At 63.5% G+C, this 19,767-nt stretch carries 19 protein-coding genes; 18 read left to right on the top strand and 1 reads right to left on the bottom strand.

What is annotated here, in order from left to right:
* Positions 1 to 242 precede the first annotated feature (242 nt).
* The 17 genes from nifS (at position 243) to F4Y38_01555 (ending at position 17,380) form a co-directional block, all read left to right on the top strand.
* Positions 243 to 1,406 carry a cysteine desulfurase NifS gene (nifS, locus tag F4Y38_01635; GenBank protein ID MXY47979.1) on the top strand — a complete coding sequence of 388 codons (1,164 nt, stop codon included), beginning with the start codon at positions 243 to 245 and terminating at the stop codon, positions 1,404 to 1,406.
* 10 nt (positions 1,407 to 1,416) lie between these two features.
* Positions 1,417 to 1,800 (top strand): iron-sulfur cluster assembly scaffold protein, encoded by a 384-nt coding sequence (locus F4Y38_01630; GenBank protein MXY47978.1) that lies wholly within the window; start codon positions 1,417 to 1,419, stop codon positions 1,798 to 1,800.
* A gap of 4 nt (positions 1,801 to 1,804) precedes the next feature.
* Positions 1,805 to 3,067, top strand: coding sequence for a tRNA 2-thiouridine(34) synthase MnmA (gene mnmA / locus F4Y38_01625; protein MXY47977.1), 1,263 nt, complete (start codon positions 1,805 to 1,807; stop codon positions 3,065 to 3,067).
* Positions 3,068 to 3,074: 7 nt separating this feature from the next.
* On the top strand, positions 3,075 to 4,088 hold the full coding sequence (locus F4Y38_01620; GenBank protein MXY47976.1) for a hypothetical protein: 1,014 nt from the start codon (positions 3,075 to 3,077) through the stop codon (positions 4,086 to 4,088).
* A 27-nt stretch (positions 4,089 to 4,115) separates the two neighbouring features.
* On the top strand, positions 4,116 to 5,021 hold the full coding sequence (locus F4Y38_01615; protein ID MXY47975.1) for a lysophospholipid acyltransferase family protein: 906 nt from the start codon (positions 4,116 to 4,118) through the stop codon (positions 5,019 to 5,021).
* A gap of 191 nt (positions 5,022 to 5,212) precedes the next feature.
* Entirely contained in the window at positions 5,213 to 5,704 is a 492-nt protein-coding gene (locus tag F4Y38_01610) for a hypothetical protein (protein MXY47974.1), read from the top strand.
* Between the two features lie 5 nt (positions 5,705 to 5,709).
* The gene (gene waaF / locus F4Y38_01605) at positions 5,710 to 6,804 is read left to right on the top strand and encodes a lipopolysaccharide heptosyltransferase II (protein MXY47973.1); all 1,095 of its coding nucleotides are present in this window, start codon (positions 5,710 to 5,712) and stop codon (positions 6,802 to 6,804) included.
* A gap of 12 nt (positions 6,805 to 6,816) precedes the next feature.
* Positions 6,817 to 7,737: a carbohydrate kinase family protein gene (locus F4Y38_01600; GenBank protein ID MXY47972.1), complete on the top strand. Its 921-nt coding sequence runs from the start codon at positions 6,817 to 6,819 to the stop codon at positions 7,735 to 7,737.
* 128 nt (positions 7,738 to 7,865) lie between these two features.
* Positions 7,866 to 8,600, top strand: a complete 735-nt coding sequence (locus F4Y38_01595) for a hypothetical protein (GenBank protein ID MXY47971.1) — start codon at positions 7,866 to 7,868, stop codon at positions 8,598 to 8,600.
* A gap of 158 nt (positions 8,601 to 8,758) precedes the next feature.
* Complete coding sequence (locus tag F4Y38_01590) at positions 8,759 to 9,055, top strand: hypothetical protein (GenBank protein ID MXY47970.1); 297 nt, start codon at positions 8,759 to 8,761, stop codon at positions 9,053 to 9,055.
* Positions 9,048 to 9,836 carry a phytanoyl-CoA dioxygenase family protein gene (locus tag F4Y38_01585; protein MXY47969.1) on the top strand — a complete coding sequence of 263 codons (789 nt, stop codon included), beginning with the start codon at positions 9,048 to 9,050 and terminating at the stop codon, positions 9,834 to 9,836. Before F4Y38_01590 ends, F4Y38_01585 begins: the two co-directional genes overlap by 8 nt.
* Positions 9,820 to 10,662, top strand: coding sequence for a sugar phosphate isomerase/epimerase (locus F4Y38_01580; GenBank protein MXY47968.1), 843 nt, complete (start codon positions 9,820 to 9,822; stop codon positions 10,660 to 10,662). Before F4Y38_01585 ends, F4Y38_01580 begins: the two co-directional genes overlap by 17 nt.
* Before the next feature lie 1,265 nt (positions 10,663 to 11,927).
* On the top strand, positions 11,928 to 13,505 hold the full coding sequence (locus F4Y38_01575; GenBank protein ID MXY47967.1) for an aminotransferase class III-fold pyridoxal phosphate-dependent enzyme: 1,578 nt from the start codon (positions 11,928 to 11,930) through the stop codon (positions 13,503 to 13,505).
* A gap of 18 nt (positions 13,506 to 13,523) precedes the next feature.
* Complete coding sequence (locus F4Y38_01570) at positions 13,524 to 14,696, top strand: hypothetical protein (GenBank protein MXY47966.1); 1,173 nt, start codon at positions 13,524 to 13,526, stop codon at positions 14,694 to 14,696.
* A 145-nt stretch (positions 14,697 to 14,841) separates the two neighbouring features.
* Complete coding sequence (locus tag F4Y38_01565) at positions 14,842 to 15,198, top strand: hypothetical protein (protein MXY47965.1); 357 nt, start codon at positions 14,842 to 14,844, stop codon at positions 15,196 to 15,198.
* Between the two features lie 231 nt (positions 15,199 to 15,429).
* Positions 15,430 to 16,434 carry a MoxR family ATPase gene (locus F4Y38_01560; protein MXY47964.1) on the top strand — a complete coding sequence of 335 codons (1,005 nt, stop codon included), beginning with the start codon at positions 15,430 to 15,432 and terminating at the stop codon, positions 16,432 to 16,434.
* Between the two features lie 46 nt (positions 16,435 to 16,480).
* The gene (locus F4Y38_01555) at positions 16,481 to 17,380 is read left to right on the top strand and encodes a DUF58 domain-containing protein (protein MXY47963.1); all 900 of its coding nucleotides are present in this window, start codon (positions 16,481 to 16,483) and stop codon (positions 17,378 to 17,380) included.
* Positions 17,381 to 17,419: 39 nt separating this feature from the next.
* Here the strand turns inward: F4Y38_01555 and ugpC are convergent, their stop codons facing one another.
* Positions 17,420 to 18,520: a sn-glycerol-3-phosphate ABC transporter ATP-binding protein UgpC gene (ugpC, locus tag F4Y38_01550; GenBank protein MXY47962.1), complete on the bottom strand. Its 1,101-nt coding sequence runs from the start codon at positions 18,518 to 18,520 to the stop codon at positions 17,420 to 17,422.
* Between the two features lie 294 nt (positions 18,521 to 18,814).
* Here ugpC and F4Y38_01545 point away from each other — a divergent pair, with 294 nt between their 5' ends.
* Positions 18,815 to 19,762 carry an ornithine cyclodeaminase family protein gene (locus tag F4Y38_01545; GenBank protein MXY47961.1) on the top strand — a complete coding sequence of 316 codons (948 nt, stop codon included), beginning with the start codon at positions 18,815 to 18,817 and terminating at the stop codon, positions 19,760 to 19,762.
* The last annotated feature ends 5 nt before the right edge of the window (positions 19,763 to 19,767 follow it).

Here is a 19,767-nt window from a genome sequence, read left to right as displayed (position 1 = left end):
GCTCGCGCATACCTTATTCAGTTTACATGAAAACTACGTATTCCCGAACGAAAAGTCAAGCGGCGACGGCGAATATCCCCGGCCGCGCAATCGCCGCGAAACCCCGATGACACTTGACATTTCAATGGATTATCTCTAATTTCAAAGACCGTTGACGCGACGGAAGAAGCCGTTTTCAGAACGTCTTGAATGTTTGATGAACGGGGCTGGATTCCGCCCCTTTCCCGGAGACCGCGCTCCTCATGGCGAGCATCTACCTGGATCATAACGCGACCACGCCGGTCAGGTCCGAAGTCTTCGATGTCATGGAACCCTTCTTCAGAGACCGGTTCGGCAACGCGTCGAGCATCCACCGGTACGGACAGGATGCGCGCGCGGCCGTGGAAGAGGCACGGGCCCGGGTGGCCGGCCTGGTGAACGCACGGCCCGGCGAGATCTATTTCACCAGCGGCGGCACCGAGTCCGACAACCTGGCGATCAAGGGCACCGCCTACGCACGCAAGGTCTGCGGCAGGCACATCATCACGACGAACATCGAACATTCGGCCGTGCTGAACAGTTGCGCTTTTCTAGAGCGGGAAGGTTTTGAAACAACCTACCTTCCCGTGGACGAATACGGCCGGGTCGATCCCGGACAGGTGGAGGACGCCCTGACCGACCAGACGATCCTGGTCAGCATCATGCACGCGAACAATGAGATCGGCACGGTCCAACCCGTGGGCGAAATTGGCAGGATCGCCCGGGCGCGCGGCGTGTGCTTCCACACGGACGCGGTGCAGTCCGCCGGCAAGCTGCCGGTCGACGTGGAAGCGATGGGCGCGGACCTCCTTTCGCTTTCGGGCCACAAGATCTACGGTCCCAAGGGGGTGGGGGCCATCTACATCCGAAAGGGCGTCGAGATCGAACCCACGGCCCACGGCGGCCATCATGAAAACGACGTGCGGTCCGGCACGGAGAACACCGTGGGCATCGTGGGCCTGGGCAAGGCCGCCGAACTGGCGGCAGAAGAGCGGGAAAGCGAATACCGGCACCTGTCCGAAATGCGCGATGCCCTGGAAGCGCGCATCCGGGTCGAGATCGAATGCGCGCGGGTGAACGGGCATCCGGATCGGCGCCTGCCCGGTACGCTGAACGTGTCCTTCCCCGGCGCGGAAGGCGAATCGCTGATCATGAGTCTGGATCTCGCGGGCATCGCCGTGTCCACCGGTTCGGCCTGCACATCGGGTGCCATCGAACCGTCCCACGTGCTGCTGGCGCTGGGCAGGGACCCGCGCACCGCCCTCGGTTCGGTCCGGTTCAGCTTCGGGCGGGACAATACCATGGGGGACGTGGACTGCGTCATGGACAGGCTGCCCGGCATCGTAGCCCGCCTCCGCGAAGTTTCCGCCGCGCAGGTACCCGGTTGAGGCGAGTTTCATGTACTCATCCATCGTAATGGACCACTTTCACTCGCCCCGCAACGTGGGCGATCTTCCCGACGCGGACGGCGTGGGCAACGCCGGAAACCCCATCAGCGGGAATACCATTGCATTGTATCTGAGGATCGCGGACGGGACCGTTACGGACGCGAAGTTCAGGACCTTCGGCTGCGCGGCGTCCATCGCGGCAAGCAGCATGGTCACCGAATGGGTTATCGGAAGGACGACCGAAGAAGCCGCGTCCATCGAAAACCATACGATCGCGGATGCCCTGGGCGGTCTTCCGCCTACCAAGATGCACTGCTCCGCCATGGCCGCGGACGGCGTGCGGACGGCGATCGAAGATTACCGATCCCGTCACGGCACGTTCAGGAAAGACTGATATTATGCCGGCGACAACCCATTCTTCTGACCGCGGCGAAGACGCCACGGCTTCCGCTTTCGATCCCTCCGTCAACCGGCTGCCGCCGGCAGGGGCGAAGGTCGTCGTGGCAATGAGCGGAGGCGTGGACAGCTCGGTGGCGGCCGCGATGCTCAAGGAAGCGGGCTGCGAGGTCATCGGCGTAACGATGCACCTGTGGGACTACGACCGCGTGGGCGGAAATGCGCAGTTCGAACACGGCTGCTGCACGGTCGAGGACCGCAACGACGCGCGGGTCGTTGCCGGCAAACTCGGCATCCCCTACTACGTGGTGGATTTCCGCGAGGAGTTCGAGCGGGGCGTCATCTCCAATTTCGTCTCCGAGTACGTGCGGGGGCGCACGCCCAATCCCTGCGTGGCCTGCAACAGCCGGGTCAAGTTCGGCGTGCTGCTCGACCGGGCTCGTGAACTCGGCGCCGACTACGTGGCGACCGGACACTACGCCCGCGTGGCGCTGGATGAGACCGTGGGCGATGCGGACAAGACGAGTCAGGCGGTCCAGGCGGGCGATACGAACCGGGCGGGCCGCTTTGTATTGAAGCGGGGCGTCGACGGAAACAAGGACCAGTCCTACGCCCTGTGGGAGATGACCCAGGACGAGCTGGCCCGGACCGCCTTCCCCGTCGGCATGCTCACGAAGGCACAGACGCGGGAAATCGCCGAACGACTCGCGCCGCGGGTGGCCGGCAAGAAGGACAGCTACGAGATCTGCTTCATCCAGGACCGGGGCCATGAAAGGTTCCTCAGGGAGTGGACGGCGAATCATCCCGTGAATACCGAGGAAGGGCTGCTTTCCATCGAGGACCCCATACGGCCTGGACCGATCGTGGACGCGAAAGGCCAGATCCTGGGTGAACACCGGGGCCATCCCCTCTACACGATCGGGCAGCGCAAGGGGCTTGGCCTGGCCGCGGGACGCCCGGTGTACGTGGTCGACATCCTGCCCGATACGAATACGATCGTGGTGGGCGAGGACGAGGATCTCCTCAGCGACCGGCTCATCGCGGACGGGGTCAACTGGCATTCCACGGATGCCCCGGCGGGAGAGGTCCGCGGCCAGGCGAAGATCCGGTACCGGCAGGAAGCGACGCCCGCGGTCATCACGCCCTGTGGATCCGACGTCGCGCGGGTCGACTTCGAGCATCCCCAGCGGGCGGTCACGCCGGGACAGTCCGTCGTCTTCTACGACGGCGAGACCGTCCTGGGAGGCGGCATCATACGCGAATGAGGTCGTTATGCGCTTCGATAGGGCGCCTGCGCGGGTTTCAGGCTATCTTCGTTCCTGGTGCCTCGGACTGGCCTGCAGCGTGCTTGTGCTGCTGCCGGGTGCCGGAGCAGGCGCGGAAGAATCCGTGAGAATCGACCATGGCGTTCGTGTGACCTTCGAACCCACCGACGCCCCCTTCGTGGAACACGTACTGGACATCGTGCGTGAGGCGTCGCCTGATCTGCGCGCCACGCTGGGTGTGCCCTCCGCCGATACCATCCACATCCATATCGCCTCCACGCAGGAAGCCTTCCTGACCTATACACCCGGCGCAATACCCGACTGGGGCGCGGGCTACGCCGTGCCGCACCGAAGGCTCGTGGTGCTCAGGTCGCCCCGGATTACCGGTACGTATGACGGTTCCGAAGAACTCGTGGTGCATGAACTGGCCCACGTGATGCTGCACAGCGCGCTTCGCGGCGTGGATATACCCCGCTGGCTGGACGAGGGGTTCGCGATGCACATGGCGCGGGATTGGGGGTTCTGGGACCGGGCGTCCCTGGTGGTCGCCGTCGTATCGGGAAACCTGGTCTCCCTGGGCGCCATCCAGGGCGTGAACAGGTTCCCCGAACATCGGGCCCATCTGGCCTACCAGCAAAGCGCCCTCGCCGTGCAGTACATACTCAGGAGGTACGGCGAAGCGGGACTGCACGCCCTGTTCGACAGCCTGAGGCGGACCGGCTCCATTGACCGGGCCTGTTTCGAGACATTCGGCGTCAGTGTCGTGGAGTTCGAACGGGACTGGCTCACTTACATGGAACGCAACTACGGCTGGCGCATGTTACTCGGCGAAAGCCTGTCCCTCGTGATCGCGCCCCTGTTCGGCGTGCTTTGCCTGCTCGCCTTCCTGCAGATCCGAAGGCGGAGGCGGGCCACGCTGCGCCGCTGGGCGCATGAGGAAGTCGACGACTGGCGCACGGACGAAGATGACTGGCGAAGAAGGAACGAAGAGTGGGTTATGTCCAGGGAGCGGGATGAATGACCGTGCGCTATTGAGAGCGCGTTTCGAATGAAGCTGTCGCACCGGCTCGAATACGCAGGACTTCGGGTGTTGATGTCGCTGACCAGCCTGCTCGCGCCCGCCCGCGCTTCTCGGGTGGGCGATGTACTTGGGGCACTGGTCTTTAACGTGACCGGCATGAGGAAGAAGCTGGTCATGGAGCACATGGCCCGGGTCTTCGGGATGACCGGGGATTCCAGGGAGCTTCGAGCCATGTCCCGGTCCGTTTACCGCCAGTTGGGCCGGACCGCCGTGGAACATGCCCGCCTGCTCGCGGGGAGATCAGCGGATCTGCGGGACCGGCTCGACGTCTCGGGAGAAGAACATATCGCCCATGCCGTCAAAGGGGGGCGCGGTGTCATTCTGATCACCGGTCATTTCGGTTACTGGGAATTGCTTGGCGCGACGGTCGCAATGCTCGGCTATCCCATTACCGTCGTCGCGAAGAAGCTGCACAATCCCGCCGTCGACCGCCTGGTGCACGCGGGACGCGAGCGGTTGGGCATGGCGGTGGCCACGATGGACAAAGCGCCGGCCGCCGTCTTCAGGGCGCTTCGGCGCAACGAATGTGTCGGGCTGCTCGCGGACCAGGACGCGGGGGCCGGCGGGGTGTTCGTCGATTTTCTGGGAACGAGGGCGTCCACCTACCAGGGACCGGCGCTTTTTGCGTTGCGCACGGGCGCTCCCATCGTGCCGTGTTTCATCATTCGATCCGGTCCGGAACGGCACCGAGTCTGTTTCGAAACTCCGATCGAAGCGATGTCGACCGGTGACGAACCGGTCGACATCGCACGGACTACCCAGGCCTACACGGACGTACTGGCCCGGTACATCATGAATTATCCCGATCACTGGTTCTGGGTACACCGGCGGTGGAAGACCCCGGCGCCCGACGATTCAAACCAAGTACAGTAAAGGAGACTTCTTCTATGCCACGCCACCCGGTCATCGCCATTTGTGTCGTATTGCTGTTCGGTATCTCCGCAGCCTGCGGAAACGGAGGAGAACAGTCCGAACCACGTTCGCCGGAACCGCCGGCCGATCCTCCGCCGCTGGTGGCGGCGCCCGCTGTCGCGGAGCGTCCGGACTCCCCTGGCCCGGCACCGGTGAATGCCCAGGAACAATCGACAACGGGCGCAGCCGCGGGGGTCGCCTGGACCGTGCCGCCACGTTGGGAGGTGCAGCCACCCCGCACGATGCGCATGGCGACCTATCTGATCCCGAAGGCCGACGAGGACGACGAACCGGGCGAGTGCGCCGTGTTCTATTTCGGCCGTGGACAGGGAGGCAGCGTAGACCTGAACCTGCAGCGTTGGCAGGAACAGTTCGAGACGGATACGGGCGGTCAGCCGTCACTGGCCGAGCGGAAATCGACCATCAACGGCCTGGCCGTGACCACGGTGTCCCTGGCGGGGACGTACCTCGCCTCCATGGGTCCCATGTTCCAATCCGGCACCGTTAAAAAACCAGGCTACAGGATGCTTGGCGCCATTATCGAGGCGCCGGAAGGCAACGTGTTCGTCAAGCTCACCGGACCGGAGAAGACGGTCCTCAGCGCGGATGGCGAGTTCCAGGCGTTCCTGAGTTCGCTAAAGTAAAACAACTGCGCGAGGCCCTTGAGTCCGCGTTCCGACGAGGCATCTTGAGCGGGTTGAGCATACTTGTCATACAAACCGCATTCGTGGGCGATCTCGTTTTGTCCACCCCTTTGTTCGAAGCGGCCAGGACGCGGCTGGGCGCCGGCCGTGTCGGCGCCGTCGTGCGGCCCGAGACGGCGAACCTGCTTCGGAACAATCCCCACGTCGACGATATCGTCGTCTACGACAAGCATGGCGCGCAAAAAGGACCCCTGGAACTGCTTCGCCTCGCCCGTAGGCTGCGCGGCGCCGGCTACGATGCGGCGTTGATCCCCCACCGATCCGTGAGAAGCGCACTGCTGGGTTTCCTGGCGGGCATTCCCGTCCGGGTGGGCTTCGATCGAAGCGCAGGCAGGCTGCTCCTGACGGACCTAGTCCCCTACCGGTCCGTCCACGAAGTCGACCGAAACCGCTCTCTTCTGGCTTCATGGGAGGTGGATACGGATGGGATTCGCCCGGCCCTGTACCCGGATGTCGAGGACCGGATGCGGGTGGATGCGCTGATGTGGAAATCGGACGTCGCGCCGTCTGAACCACTGTGCGGCGTAAGCCCCGGTTCGGTCTGGGCGACCAAGCGGTGGCTCCCCGGCCGATACGCCGCGCTGATCCGCCGTCTCTCCCGAGAATACGGATACCGATCCGTGCTCTTCGGCAGTTCCGGGGACCGGCCGCTTTGCGCCGATATCGCCGCCGAGTCCGGTGTCGACCCGCTGAACTCGGCCGGCACGTTGACCCTGCTGCAATCGGCGGCGCTCGCCGCCCGTTGCTCCGTCGTGGTTTCAAACGACACGGGGATGGGCCACGTGGCCGCCGCCATGGATACGCCCGTCGTGGCCCTTTTCGGGCCGACGGTACCCGCTTTTGGGTTCGTCCCTCACGGATCGGGGCACCAGGTCGTCGAGATCCCCCTGGACTGCCGGCCATGCAGTTCCCATGGCGGGAACCGGTGTCCCATCGGAACCCACGACTGCATGCGCGGCATTACCGTGGAACGGGTGATTGAAGCCGTGTCCGTCCAACTCGGGCTGTCCGGGAAACACGGGCCGTCCGTGGCAGACTGAACTGGAAACAACATGCGCGTTGGCATCATCGGCCTCATCAACCACGACACCATCTTCATGGCCGGCGGCCGCCGGATCCAGGACCTCGGCGGCATATTGTACAACACCACCGTAATGGCCGACCTCGTGGGCGAAGGCGACGCACTGTATCCCATCAGCCGCATCGGAACGGATTGTTACGACGCCATGCGCGCCATTCTGGATCCGCGCCCCGCCGTCAGCAACCGCGGCGTCCGCGTTTCACGAACGGGTACCAGCCGGAACCGGATCCGTTACGACGAAGAAATGGAGAAAGTCGAGCAACTGACCAACCATATCGGTCCCATACCCTTTGAACAGATCGAACCGTTTCTCGATCTTGACGCCCTGCTGGTGAATTTCATCGTGGGCGACGATATCAGCCTGGAAACCATGGCGTCCGTGCGGGAAAGGGCCACCGGTTTGCTGTACCTGGACGTGCACAATCTGTGTCTCGGCATTGACGCGGAGGGCTACCGGCAAAGACGGGCGCCCGGGGACTGGCACCGATGGATCGAGATGTTCGACGTCGTTCAGATGAACGAAGTGGAGGCCCGTCTGCTCGCCGGCGTGCCAGGCGGACTGCTGGAAACGGTGGATGATTTCATCGCCTTCGGACGGTCCGTTACAGCGCTCGGTCCCTCGGTATGCGTCATTACGCGGGGGCCTCTCGGTCCCGCCACGGTTTACCGAAAGGACCGGGAAACCAGGGCCATCGCCATCCCTTCTGAGCCGGCCCGGGAGGTAGTCGACACTACCGGCTGCGGAGACGCCTTCGCCGCCGGTTTCGTCGTCGAATATGCGGGTACGAAAGACCCGATCGGTGCGACCCGCCTCGCGAATCGTGTCGCGAGCGTGAACTGCACCGTCGCGGGATTGCCGAATACCGGAACGTTCTCCGATATCCGTTTGTGACAGGACCTTGTTCCGCCTGGACTTGGTGCCGGGAGGACGGTCCGCCTGCTCCTCCCTATCGGGCCTGGCGGCCCGAAGGAGCGCCCTGAACAGGCAATGAGTCCAACTTGTCCGAGAGGAGGGTTTTCGTGACCGGACCAGGCGAAAACGTCATCATTCTCTTTCGCGGCGGTCGTCTGCCGGAATGGCATCAGCTGGACGAGGCCCGGCGGACCGACTACGAGCGCCGGCACGTCGACCTTATGCTGTCGGTTGCCGACCGTCACGGCCTGATCGGCATCCACGGATACCGGCTGCTGGGGCCCCGTGGAAACTGGGAGCGGTTCTGGACCATCGAATTTCCGGATCTCGCCGGCGCGGAGGCCTGGATGTCGGCCGAGGCGGAACCACCATACGGACGCTACGGTCACTACGACTATACCCTCGCCCGCCGCTGGCAACCGGAGTGCCTTAACTGGTTGCCGCGCAAAGCCGAATCGCCGGTGACCCCCGACGCCGATCCGCACATCATACCGGCCCTGTCGGCCGATCCTTCGTCGATCGTCCTGCTGGCCTTCGGCGGCCGGCACCGGGGTGCGGACGCGTACGATTCCGATGAGCAAGACGAAGAGAGATGGCGACGCATGCGGGAGGTGAGCCGGGACCACGGCCTCTTCCACGGCGAGGTTTTCCAATCGTTGGGAGCCAGCGACCGCGGAGATTACGCCTGGATCCTGGAATTCCGCGGACTGGCCGGCATCGAGGCCTGGATCGACGCGGAGACGGCGCCGCCGCTGGCGGCCGCTCAGCGCCACGACTTCCACGTCGCCAGGCGCTGGGCGCCTGAATACTTCGCCACCTGGGCGGCGGGAAGGGGTGGGTGATGGGGACGAACGTGAATTACGACATGGACCCGTTGTCGCCTACGTTGTCAACCGAATAGCATGCCGCATTATTCCCTTGGACGCGGCGTCCGGATCCGTCATTTTACAACGTCGAGCACCCCGAAACCTGATCGACTATCATTACTGTCCAGGCCAACATGTCTTCAACCCCCAACCCAGGCGTAAGGCAGCGGTTGCTGTACCTGCACGCGCGGACGCCCAGCGTATTCTCCGAGATCCTGGGATTTACCCCCATTGAACCCGTCAAGGACTACCGGGTGGAAATCACGGCGGACGTCCCCGACTGGCCCTACAACACCGTGCACGACGCGCTCGTCGACGGGTGGCAGATCGTGCAGTTTCCCCATCTCCAGGCGCCTATCGACGACCGGGACCTGGACGTCGTGGGATACGAGTTCATCTTGCAGAAACTGGAGGAGGTCCGGGATGGATAAATCCCATCTGCTCACGGATATGGAGATGGTCGGATTTATCGTAAACGGCTATCACCTGCTCGAACTCGATCTTTCCGAGGGACTCAACGAGCGCATCGCCGGCCGGCTGGACGAACTGGACCACAATCCCGGCGACGCCATCGCGGAGGAGGTGCCGGAGCTCTGGCAGGCGGTCGAACATCCCGCCGTGAAAGGCGCCCTGGTCAGCCTGCTCGGCGAGGACTACGAGGTACAGGGCCACCGCCACTGGCACTGCAAGCAGCCGCACACCGGCCACATGTCCTGGCACCAGGACAGCACCAACAGCCGGGATACCCGCATCGACCGGCTGCTCGGGCTGTTCTATCCCACCGACATCACCCCGGAGATGGGACCCACGATCATCGTCCCGGGCACGCAGTTCCGCAACGCGCCCACGGACCGCATGGCCACCTACACCAACATCCATGGACAGGTGCCGATGGTCGTCAGGGCCGGGACCTTCGCCCTGACCCACTATGACCTCTGGCACGGTACCGCGGCCAATCGAACATCCATCAAACGCCACATGATCAAGTTCCTTTTCAGGCGGGTGCGGGACAACCGGGCGCCGACCTGGAACCACGATCCCGAATCCATGAACGTGCCCACCGCCTGGGGCGGGAAACGGGACGATCCAAAGAACGTCCTGTCTTTCGGCAACCCCATCGGCGTCGGGCAAAGCGATCACTACAAGGAGCGCCAGATTCGGTGGAAATGCTGGAACAACCTGCTGGGAGTTGCCGATGCGCCTGACCGTTAGCAACCATTCCTTCGAGTATCTCGACCTGGAGGGCACGCTGGCGCTGGCCCGGGCCATCGGCTTCAAGGGCGTAGACATCGCCGGGTTTCACGACCGGGGCCGATGCAGCCTGGAGCCTGACGAAGTGGGCGCGGATCCGCTGGGCCATGCGAACCGCCTCAACCGGATGCTGGCGAAATACGAACTGGAAGCCGTCGATTTCTTTCCGCAGTTCGGCGCATCCCTCGAAGAACGGTCCTTCAATGCCCCGGACCCGGCGGTGCGGAAGCGGAACAGGACTTCATTCGAGGGGATCATCCGCTTCTGCGAGGCCGTCGGCATACCGGGATTCACGATCAGCCCGGGCACGCACCATCCGGGCCGCTCCTTCGAGGAGAATCTCGACACGGCCGTCGAAGCCATGAACGACCTGACCGATCTGGCCAGCGAGCGGGACATCACGGTCCGCTTCGAACCTCACGTCCAGTCCGTCGTCGACACGCCGGAAAGGGCGCTGGCCCTGCTGGAGCGTGCGCCGGAGGCCACGGTCACGCTGGACTACTCGCACTTCGTCATGCAGTACATCCCCGAGGATCGGATCCACCCGCTCCTCGCCCGTACCGATCATTTCCACATCCGCGCGGCGCGGCCCGGGAAACTGCAGTCCCGGCTCGACGAGAACACCATCGATTTCGTGGACATCGCCCGGCGGCTCGAAGCGCTGGACTACCGGGGCTGCCTGTCCATCGAGTTCGTGTACATGACGTGGTTCGACTGCAACCGGGTCGACTGCCTGACGGAGACCATCTTCACGAAAGACCTCATGCAGCCGCACGTGCCGGTGTAACGCGACATGCCCGAACTCTACGCCGGCGCCGCCCGGCGCGTGATCAACCCTCCACTGGGTATCCGGACCTTCGGCTTCAGTTCGCGGGAAGGACTCGTCCAGTCGATCGAAAGCGATCTGACGGCCACGGCGCTGGTCCTTTCGGACGGAAGGACCAAGGTCGTGATCGTCGCGACGGATACCGGGTGGATGGACCTGCCCGTGATAAACGGACTGCGGGCGCGCATCGCCGAAGCGGCGGGAACCGCCTCCTCCCACGTCATGGTCAATCTCAACCACACCCACAGCTCGCCCGCCACGCCGGAGTGGTTCCCCGATGAACCCGAACAGATCGCGCTGCAGTCCCGGTACCAGGAGGATCTGTGCGGCTGGATCACGGATGCGGCTCGGGAAGCGGACGAACGGAAGGTTGCGGCGCGTATCGGCGCGGGGCGGGGCGATTGCCGCGTCGGGGTATACCGCCGGGAGACCGATGCCGACGGCGAGGTCTTCCTCGGCGAAGTACCCCGTCATCCGACCGACCCGTCCGTGGGGGTCCTACGCGTGGACGACCTGGAAGGCCGTCCCATCGCCACGTTGTTTTCCTATGGCTGCCACCCGGTGACCGTCGGACCCCGGTCCATGGCGGCATCCCCGGATTTCCCGGGCGCGGCCAGGGACCTGGTCGAGCACGCGATCGGGGGACTGTCGCTCTTTCTCCAGGGATGCGGCGGGAACATCATGCCGCGGGGCGGCCTGAGCATGGAAGCCGACTGCAGGGACGAGAAAGACCGCATCGGGGCCACGCTGGGCGCCGAAGTCGTCAAGACCGCCGCAGCCATCCACACCCACCGGATGCGCGGGGAGCGCCGGCGCATGGGATCGCTGTCCCGAATTACCGTCTGGCCGTGGGAGCCGGTCACCGGCGAGGCGTGCACCCGCCTGGCCGCCGCGGACGAATCCCTTTCGCTCGGGTTCATCGACCTGCCGCCGCCCGAAGAGGCCCGGGCCATCCGGGCGAAATGCCACGATGCGCGGGACAAAGTCCGCGCACAGGGCGGCGAGGTATGGGAGTTTCTCGTAACCACGAGGTTCGCGGACTGGAGCGACCGGCTCGTCGAGGCCGTTGAATCCGGCGGCGCCTCGATCGACGTCGTGGTCCAGGCCATACGGATCAACGATATCGTCCTGGCCGCGAACAGCACGGAGACCTTTTTTGAAACCGGACTGGCCATCAAGGCCGGATCGCCGTTCCCCCAGACCCTGGTCATGGGTTACACCAACGGATGCGTATGCTACCTGCCCAGGGCGGAGGATTTCCCGGCGGGCGGCTGGGACATCCGCAAGCGCTGGTACGGCGTGCCCGACCTGCTGTTCCAGGCCTACAGCATGCCCACGGCCATCCGCCCCGATTCGGAGCAGCGGGTCGTCGACGCCACGCTGACATTGATCAACGGGCTGCGATGAGCTACGGGCGAAGGCGAGGACTGAAGATGGGTGATAAACCGATCGAGCAGTACAGGAAGTCCCGCCCCAGGGCCGAGGAACTGTATTCGCGTGCGCTGGAATCACTGGCCGGCGGGGTGGGACACGACCTGCGCAGGGGCCATCCCCTTCCTTTGTACATTTCCCGTGCGGCAGGCTCACGAAAGCGGGACGAGGACGGCCGGGAGTACATCGACTACGGCATGGGCAACGCCGCGCTGCTGCTGGGGCACGCGCCACCGGAAGTGTGCCGGGCCATGCGCGACGCCCTCGATCTGGGATTTCATTTCGGCAACGACCATCCGATGCAGCTGGAATGGGCCGAGCTGATCCAGAGGATGGTCCCCTGCGCGGAACGCGTGCGCTTCGTAAACTCGGGGTCCGAGGGCAGCATGCTCGCGCTTCGCGTTGCCCGGACCTTCACCGGCAAGATCAGGGTGCTGCGCTTCGAGGGACACTTCAGCGGATGGCACGACGGCGTGGGCAAGGGGGCCATGATCCCCTTCGACAAGCCCGTCTCGGCAGGCATCCCGCCGGCCGTTCTCGATACGATCGAAGTCATCCCGGCGGACCTCGACCGCGTCGCCGAAGTGCTGGAGAAGGACCGGGACATCGCCGCCGTCATGCTGGAGCCGTCCGGCGCGTCCTGGGGTACCGGACCCCTTACCGTGGCCTTCAACGAGGGGCTTCGCGATCTGACCCGGGACCACGGCGTGCTCCTGATCTACGACGAGGTCATAACGGGGTTCCGCTACGCACCGGGTGGCTACCAGGAATACGCCGGAATCACACCGGACATGAGCTTCCACGGCAAGATCCTGGCGGGCGGCATGCCAGGCGGCGTGCTCGCGGGCCGCGCCGATATCATGGAAGTGTTCGACTATACCGGCGACGCCCACCGGGACCGGTACGAACGGGTGCATCACCTGGGGACCTTCAACGCAAACCCGGTCTCCACCGCCGCCGGCATCGCCACTTTGAAACGCGTTGCCACCGGTCTGCCCCAGGAACAGGCGAACCGGCTGGCAGAGCGGCTGCGCCATGGCATGGACAGCATCCTCCGCGAGGAAGGCGTGGCCGGTTACGCCTACGGCGACGCGTCCATCTTCCACGTCTACCTGGAGGCCTTTCCGGGAAGCGGCGCCTCCGACCGTGAACGACTGGTCACCCGCGACGTGAACGTACTCAAGGGGATCCCGGCTCCCGTGGTCTCCGCCTTCCAGAAGATGCTGCTCGCGCGCGGCATCGACCTGGTCTCCTACACGGGAGGCGTCACCTCCTCCGCCCATACCGACGAGGATATCGCGCTGACGCTGGACGCCTTCGGAGACGTCATACGGGCCCTGGTCCGGGAGCGCGTGATCGCGACACTCAAGTAGAAAGGAGCGATTGGTCAAATGGAACTCACCCTGACTTCGCCGCGGTCCAGATCAGCGCAGTTGGCTGCCATTCCGGCGCCGGATGGTTGTGATGCGCAAGTGCTTCGTCTGACTGGAAGCGGCGGTTCGACCCTTCTGGCCGAACGGGATCCCCTTTCCGCCATATACCACGCCATCCTGCCGTCCATGGAATCCGGCGAGGTGGCAACGTGGGATGCGACCGCCGCCGATGATCCGGCGCCCCGCTGCGGCATCGAACACGTATGCCGCGAAGACCGGGTGGAAGTGTCGCTGGGCGGCGCGCCGTTCATGACCTTTCACCACGGTGTCGCATATCCCAAACCCTTCATCAATCCCATTCTCACGCCCGGCGGCGTCAACATGCTGAGAGCGCCCATGCCGGCATACAGCGAGGGGGAGCACCCCTGGCAACGGGGACTCACCCTGATGCAGGGCGCCATCAACGGAGTGGATTGCTGGGGTGAATTCGACCGGCCCGGGTTCGGACGGACCGTCCAGGATGAGATGTCCATCCACCGGGGACCGCTATCTCTCACGATCGCCACGGGCAACACCTGGTACGAGGCGGACCGGCCGCTCATGTCCGACCGCCGGTGGTACCGGCTCTTCGACACCGGCCGCGACGCCGTGATACTGGATGTGCTCTTCACGCTCATCACCGACCACGGTCCCGTGACGATCGGGTCCACGAAGGAGGGCGGGTTCCTGAGCATCCGCGTCAATCCTACCATGAACGCGTCGGGCGACGGCCGGATGCGCAACGCCTACGGCGCGGACGACGAGACCGGTTGCTGGTCCCGCCGGGCACACTGGATGGACTACTGCGGCCCGGTGGGTGGCGAGACCGGCGACGCCCGGCCGACCGGCGAGACCGGCGGGACCGGAGAGATCGGCAAGGTCGGCGAGATCGGGCTGACCGCAGGCTTCGCCGTGTTCGACCACCCGGACAACCTCCGCTACCCCACGGCCTGGCACGTGAGAGGGTATGGCCTGTTCGCCGCGAACTGCTGGATGGTCTGGGACGACCACCACTGCGACGCGGATACGGAGACTACCTTCCGGTGGCGCGTCGTCATTCACACCGGCGATACGCGCGAAGCGGCCATCGCGGACCGTTTCCTGGACTACGTGGACGGACCGCGGGCGCAGTGGGAACAACCTGCGGCTTGACGGGACAACAGGCCGGGTGATCCGGGCTCGGAATCCTAAAAACTCAAAGATTTACGCATTGTACGAGAAAACCACCATGGCTCCGACTAATCCTGTGAGAGGCACATTCGCGACCCTATTTAAACAGCACTCACAGGAGGCGTCCATGTCGACCAATGGAGATTTAAACAAGAGGTTCGATTTATTTGAGAAGAACATGACCGAACGGATGGATTTGTTTGAGAAAGACATGATCAACAAATTCAACCTCTTTGCCAGAGAAGTAACGAGGAAGATCAGTGCGCTACACGGGTGCGTTGAACGGCGGTTCGAGGCCGTTGACAGACGGTTCGAGGCTATGGATCAGCGATTTGAGGCCGTTGACCGGCGGTTCGATGCCGTGGAACAGCGACTCGATGCCGTGGAACAGCGACTCGATGCCGTGGAACAGCGATTGGATCGGATTGAAACGGACGTGGCGGAGATCAAGGATCTCCTGGTCAAAGTACTGGCAAAATTGTAGTTCGAGTCTACTTGGATAGCGAATGAGGAGACTCCGTCTGCCGCTTAAACTCCTTGAAAGCCCATCCAGTCATCCTGTATCTTGTCGGGCTGTATCTTCACAGCATCGGCGCGCTGGCGGTCCGGGTCTCCGAGGACTGTCGGATCGGGCCGGGCTTGCGGTACGGTCCGACATCGGACACTGATGTCGCGCGGCGATGGAATCGGATTCGCACATTCGAAGGAAGTGCACATGAATGAAGAACAGCAGCACGACGATCTGAAAATCGTCGAGGAATTGAAAGAGGCGGGAGATCGCATACGGACTGAAATTTCCAAGGTCATCATCGGCCAGCAGGACGTGATTCAACAACTTCTGACCGTCCTCCTGGCAAACGGCCACGCCCTGCTGATCGGCGTTCCGGGGCTTGCCAAGACCCTTCTGATCAATACGCTCTCCAGGACGCTCGATCTCAAGTTCAGCCGCATTCAGTTCACACCCGACCTGATGCCGTCCGACATCACGGGAACGGAAATCCTGGAAGAGGACCGGACGACCGGTCACCGTGAGTTCAAGTTCATCCGCGGTCCGATTTTCGCGAACGTAATCCTGGCCGACGAGGTTAACCGTACGCCGCCCAAGACCCAGGCGGCCCTTCTGCAGGCGATGCAGGAACACGAAGTGACGGCCGCGGGGGAGTCCATGAAGCTCGACGAGCCCTTTTTCGTCCTGGCGACGCAAAACCCCATCGAACAGGAAGGCACCTATCCGCTGCCCGAAGCCCAGTTGGACCGCTTCATGTTCAGTATCTACATGGATTATCCGTCCCGCACTGAAGAGATCGAAATCGCCCGGAGCACGACGAGCGTTCAGGAAGCCGAGCCGGAACATATCCTGACGGGAAGCGACGTGAAGAAACTGCAGCAACTGATCCGTAGAGTGCCCGTGGCGGACCATGTGATCGAGTACGCCGTCTCCCTGGCGCGCATGACCCGTCCGAACGAGCCGGACGCCCCGCCCTTCATCCGGGACAGGGTCAGTTGGGGCGCCGGACCGCGGGCTTCCCAGTACCTGATCCTGGGCGCAAAGGCCCGGTCGGTGCTCATGGGAAACTATACGCCCACGCCGGAAGACGTGCGCGCCCTGGCACTGCCCGTACTGAGGCACCGCATCGTGACCAATTTCAACGCCGACGCGGACGGGGTCACCGCTGATGACATCATCACCCAGCTGATGGATGAAACGGAAGGCGCCTGATCCTGACGGAAGGCGCCTGATCCTTCCGCAAGCTCGACAGCATTCCATGAATTCGACCGAATACCGCAAGTACCTCGATCCAATGACCGTGTCCCGGCTCGCCCGGCTGGACCTCAAGGCGCGGCTGGTCGTGGAAGGGTTCATCGCCGGGCTGCACAGCAGTCCCTACCACGGGTTCAGCGTCGAATACGCGGAACACCGGCAGTACATGCCGGGCGATCCCATCAAGCATATCGACTGGAAGGTCTTCGCCAAGTCAGACCGGTTCTACATCAAGGAATACGAAGAAGAAACCAATCTGAAGTCCTATATCTTCCTGGACGTCAGCGCTTCGATGGAATTCGTGTCTACGGGGATAAGCAAGCTGGAGTACGGGAGATACCTGGCGGCCGCGCTCACCTATCTCATGCTGAGCCAGCAGGACTCCGTGGGGCTGGTGCTGTACGACGAGCGGATCAGGCAATACGTTCCCCCGCGGTCGGTCCGCAACCATCTGCACATCATCCTGCAACGGCTGCACGCCGCGGCGGCCGGTTCCGGAACACGAAGCCGGGCGACCTTTCACTCGCTGGCGGAACGGATCAAGCGGCGCGGGCTGATCATCATCATTTCCGATCTGTTCGACGAACCCGGGGATATCGTCGACAGCATCCGGCATTTCCGCCATCGAAAACATGAAGTGATCGTGTTTCGCCTGCTGGATCCCGCCGAGAAGGACTTCGAGTTCCGCCATCCCGCCCGTTTCCGCGACATGGAGACCGGGGAAGAGGTGTATACCCACCCGCACGTTATACGTGAAGCCTACCTGGGGGACCTGAAGGAACAGGACGAACTGTACACCCGCGTCTGCCGGGAGAACGCCGCGGACTATCTCAGCCTGGACACCGGCACGCCCTTCGACCAGGCCCTGTTGACCTTCCTGGCCAAGCGCGCCCACCTGGGCTGACGGCCGCGCCCACCTGGGCTGACGCCCTTCGCTAACCGGTCATACGATGGCCGCTTCATCTTCCCTGGAGAAGAAGTGGGCCCTGGCCATGTTCACGAGAAGCGGCAGTTCCGTGTTAATGGCGGGGTCTACGAAGGCGTCCACCCTGGCGATGAACGGGTACCGGCCGGTCGTCATGTAGAGGAAAGTCTCGCTTCCCATGGGTTCCACCACCTCGACGGTCGCCTTGATCTGACGGGCTTCCCGCCAGTCCTTGTTCGCATCCACGGAAGTGATGTCCTCCGGACGGATGCCGAAAGTGACCTCCCGGTCCCGCCAGGGCGCAAGGGCCTCCCGCATGCCGTCCGGAATGGGAAGCCGGAGGCTGCCTTCGTCGAAGGCCGCATGCCCGTTGTCGAAGACGACCCGGCCTTCCAGGAAGTTCATGCCCGGACTGCCGATGAAACCCGCGACGAACCGGTTCGCCGGGTTCTCGTATAGCTCGAGGGGCGCCGCGACCTGCTGCACCTCGCCGTCTTTCATCACGGCGATCCGGTCGCCCATGGTCATGGCTTCGACCTGGTCGTGGGTGACGTAGACGATGGTCGCTTCGAGGCTGTTGTGGAGCTTGCTGATCTCCGTCCGCATCTGCACGCGCAGCTTGGCGTCCAGGTTCGAGAGGGGTTCGTCGAAGAGGAACACCTTTGGCTTGCGCACGATGGCGCGGCCCACCGCCACGCGCTGGCGCTCGCCGCCCGACAGCGCCTTCGGCTTGCGCGCGAGGAGATGGCCGATGCCCAGGATGCCGGCGGTCTCGTTGACCCGCGCCTCGATCTCGGAACGGGGATACTTGCGCAGCTTGAGCCCGAAGGCCATGTTCTCGTAGACCGTCATGTGGGGGTACAGCGCGTAGTTCTGGAACACCATGGCGATGTCCCGGTCCTTCGGCGGGACGTCGTTCACGCGTTTACCGTCGATGTGGATTTCGCCGGAGGTCACTTCTTCAAGTCCGGCGATCATGCGCAGCGTGGTGGACTTGCCGCAGCCTGAGGGTCCGACGAGGACCACGAACTCCCGGTCCCTGATTTCCAGGTTGACGTTACGGACCACAGAGTTCTTGTCGAACCGCTTGTCCACGTTCTTCAGGACCACATCCGCCATGTAAGCACTCCTCCGGGACTTTGCCGGCCGGTCTGTGAGACTCCCGTATTGTGTTACCCTCCGGGGTTTTTGTCAATACAATATCCCCGCCGGACCGGTCTGCCCCGGCAGCCCGTCGAGGCGGCCTTGCCGGCGTGTCCGGCTCACGCCTGCCAGACGCGGTATCCGCGCGGTTTTATTTGACTTTGCCCCGGAAAAACGTTATTTTGTCTGCTCATTTTTGGAAAACAATCCACTTGCCTGTCGCACCGTGCGCAAACCTCAGATAGCCGGACTGCCGGGAGGAGTCTTACCATGCCGCTCATCGTCGAGCTGGACCGCATCAAGGAAGCCGTAGAGGGCATTGACGTCATTCAGGATATAGAAGACGGTTTTGTCGCCTATTCGCAGGGAAAGGTGCAGGTGCCGCCGGTCGGCGAGATGCACTTCGAGGATCCTCCCGGGAACGTGCACATCAAGTACGGCGCGATCAACGACGACGACTACTACGTCATCAAGCTGGCGTCCGGGTTCAACGACAACCCGACGGTCGGACTGCCCCGCGTCCAGGGCATGATGCTGATCTTCAACCAGCGGACGGGCCAGCCCGTGGCGTTTCTGCTCGACCAGGGCTACCTCACCAACGTGCGCACGGCCGCCATGGGGCCGGTCGTGGCCAAAGTCCTCGCACCGAAGAACGTCAGCCGCATCGGCGTGTTCGGCACGGGTCTCCAGGCGCGCATGCAGGTCGAGTACCTCAAGGGCGTCGTCGACTGCACGGACGTGATCGCCTGGGGCCGTTCCGCCGAGAGCAAGGCCTCATACAAGAACGAAATGGAAGCCCGGGGATACACCGTAGAGATCACGGATGACGCCGGTGCCGTGGCGGCGACAAGCAATCTCATCATCATGTCCACGCCGTCCCTGTCACCGCTGCTTACCGCCGACCAGGTGCGTCCCGGCACGCACATCACCGCAATGGGTTCCGACACGCCGGACAAGATCGAACTCGATCCCGGCGTCCTCGCGAAGGCCGACGTGGTCGTGGCGGACAGCATTCCGCAGTGCAGGCTGCGCGGCGAGATCGCCCAGGCGATGAAGGCGGGCGCCATTACCGAGGACAAGGTGGTCGAGCTCGGAAACGTGATCCAGGATCCATCCCTGGGCCGCACTTCCGACGATCAGATTTCGATCGCCGATTCGACGGGTGTCGCGGTACAGGACATCCAGATATCCAAGGCCGTCTACCACGCTGTAAAGTAGCGGAG

The organism is Gemmatimonadota bacterium (assembly GCA_009838645.1).
Taxonomy (GTDB): Bacteria; JAAXHH01; JAAXHH01; order JAAXHH01; family JAAXHH01; genus JAAXHH01.
The sequence above is the reverse complement of the archived record's forward strand: the minus strand, read 5'-3'. Positions and strand labels throughout refer to the sequence as shown.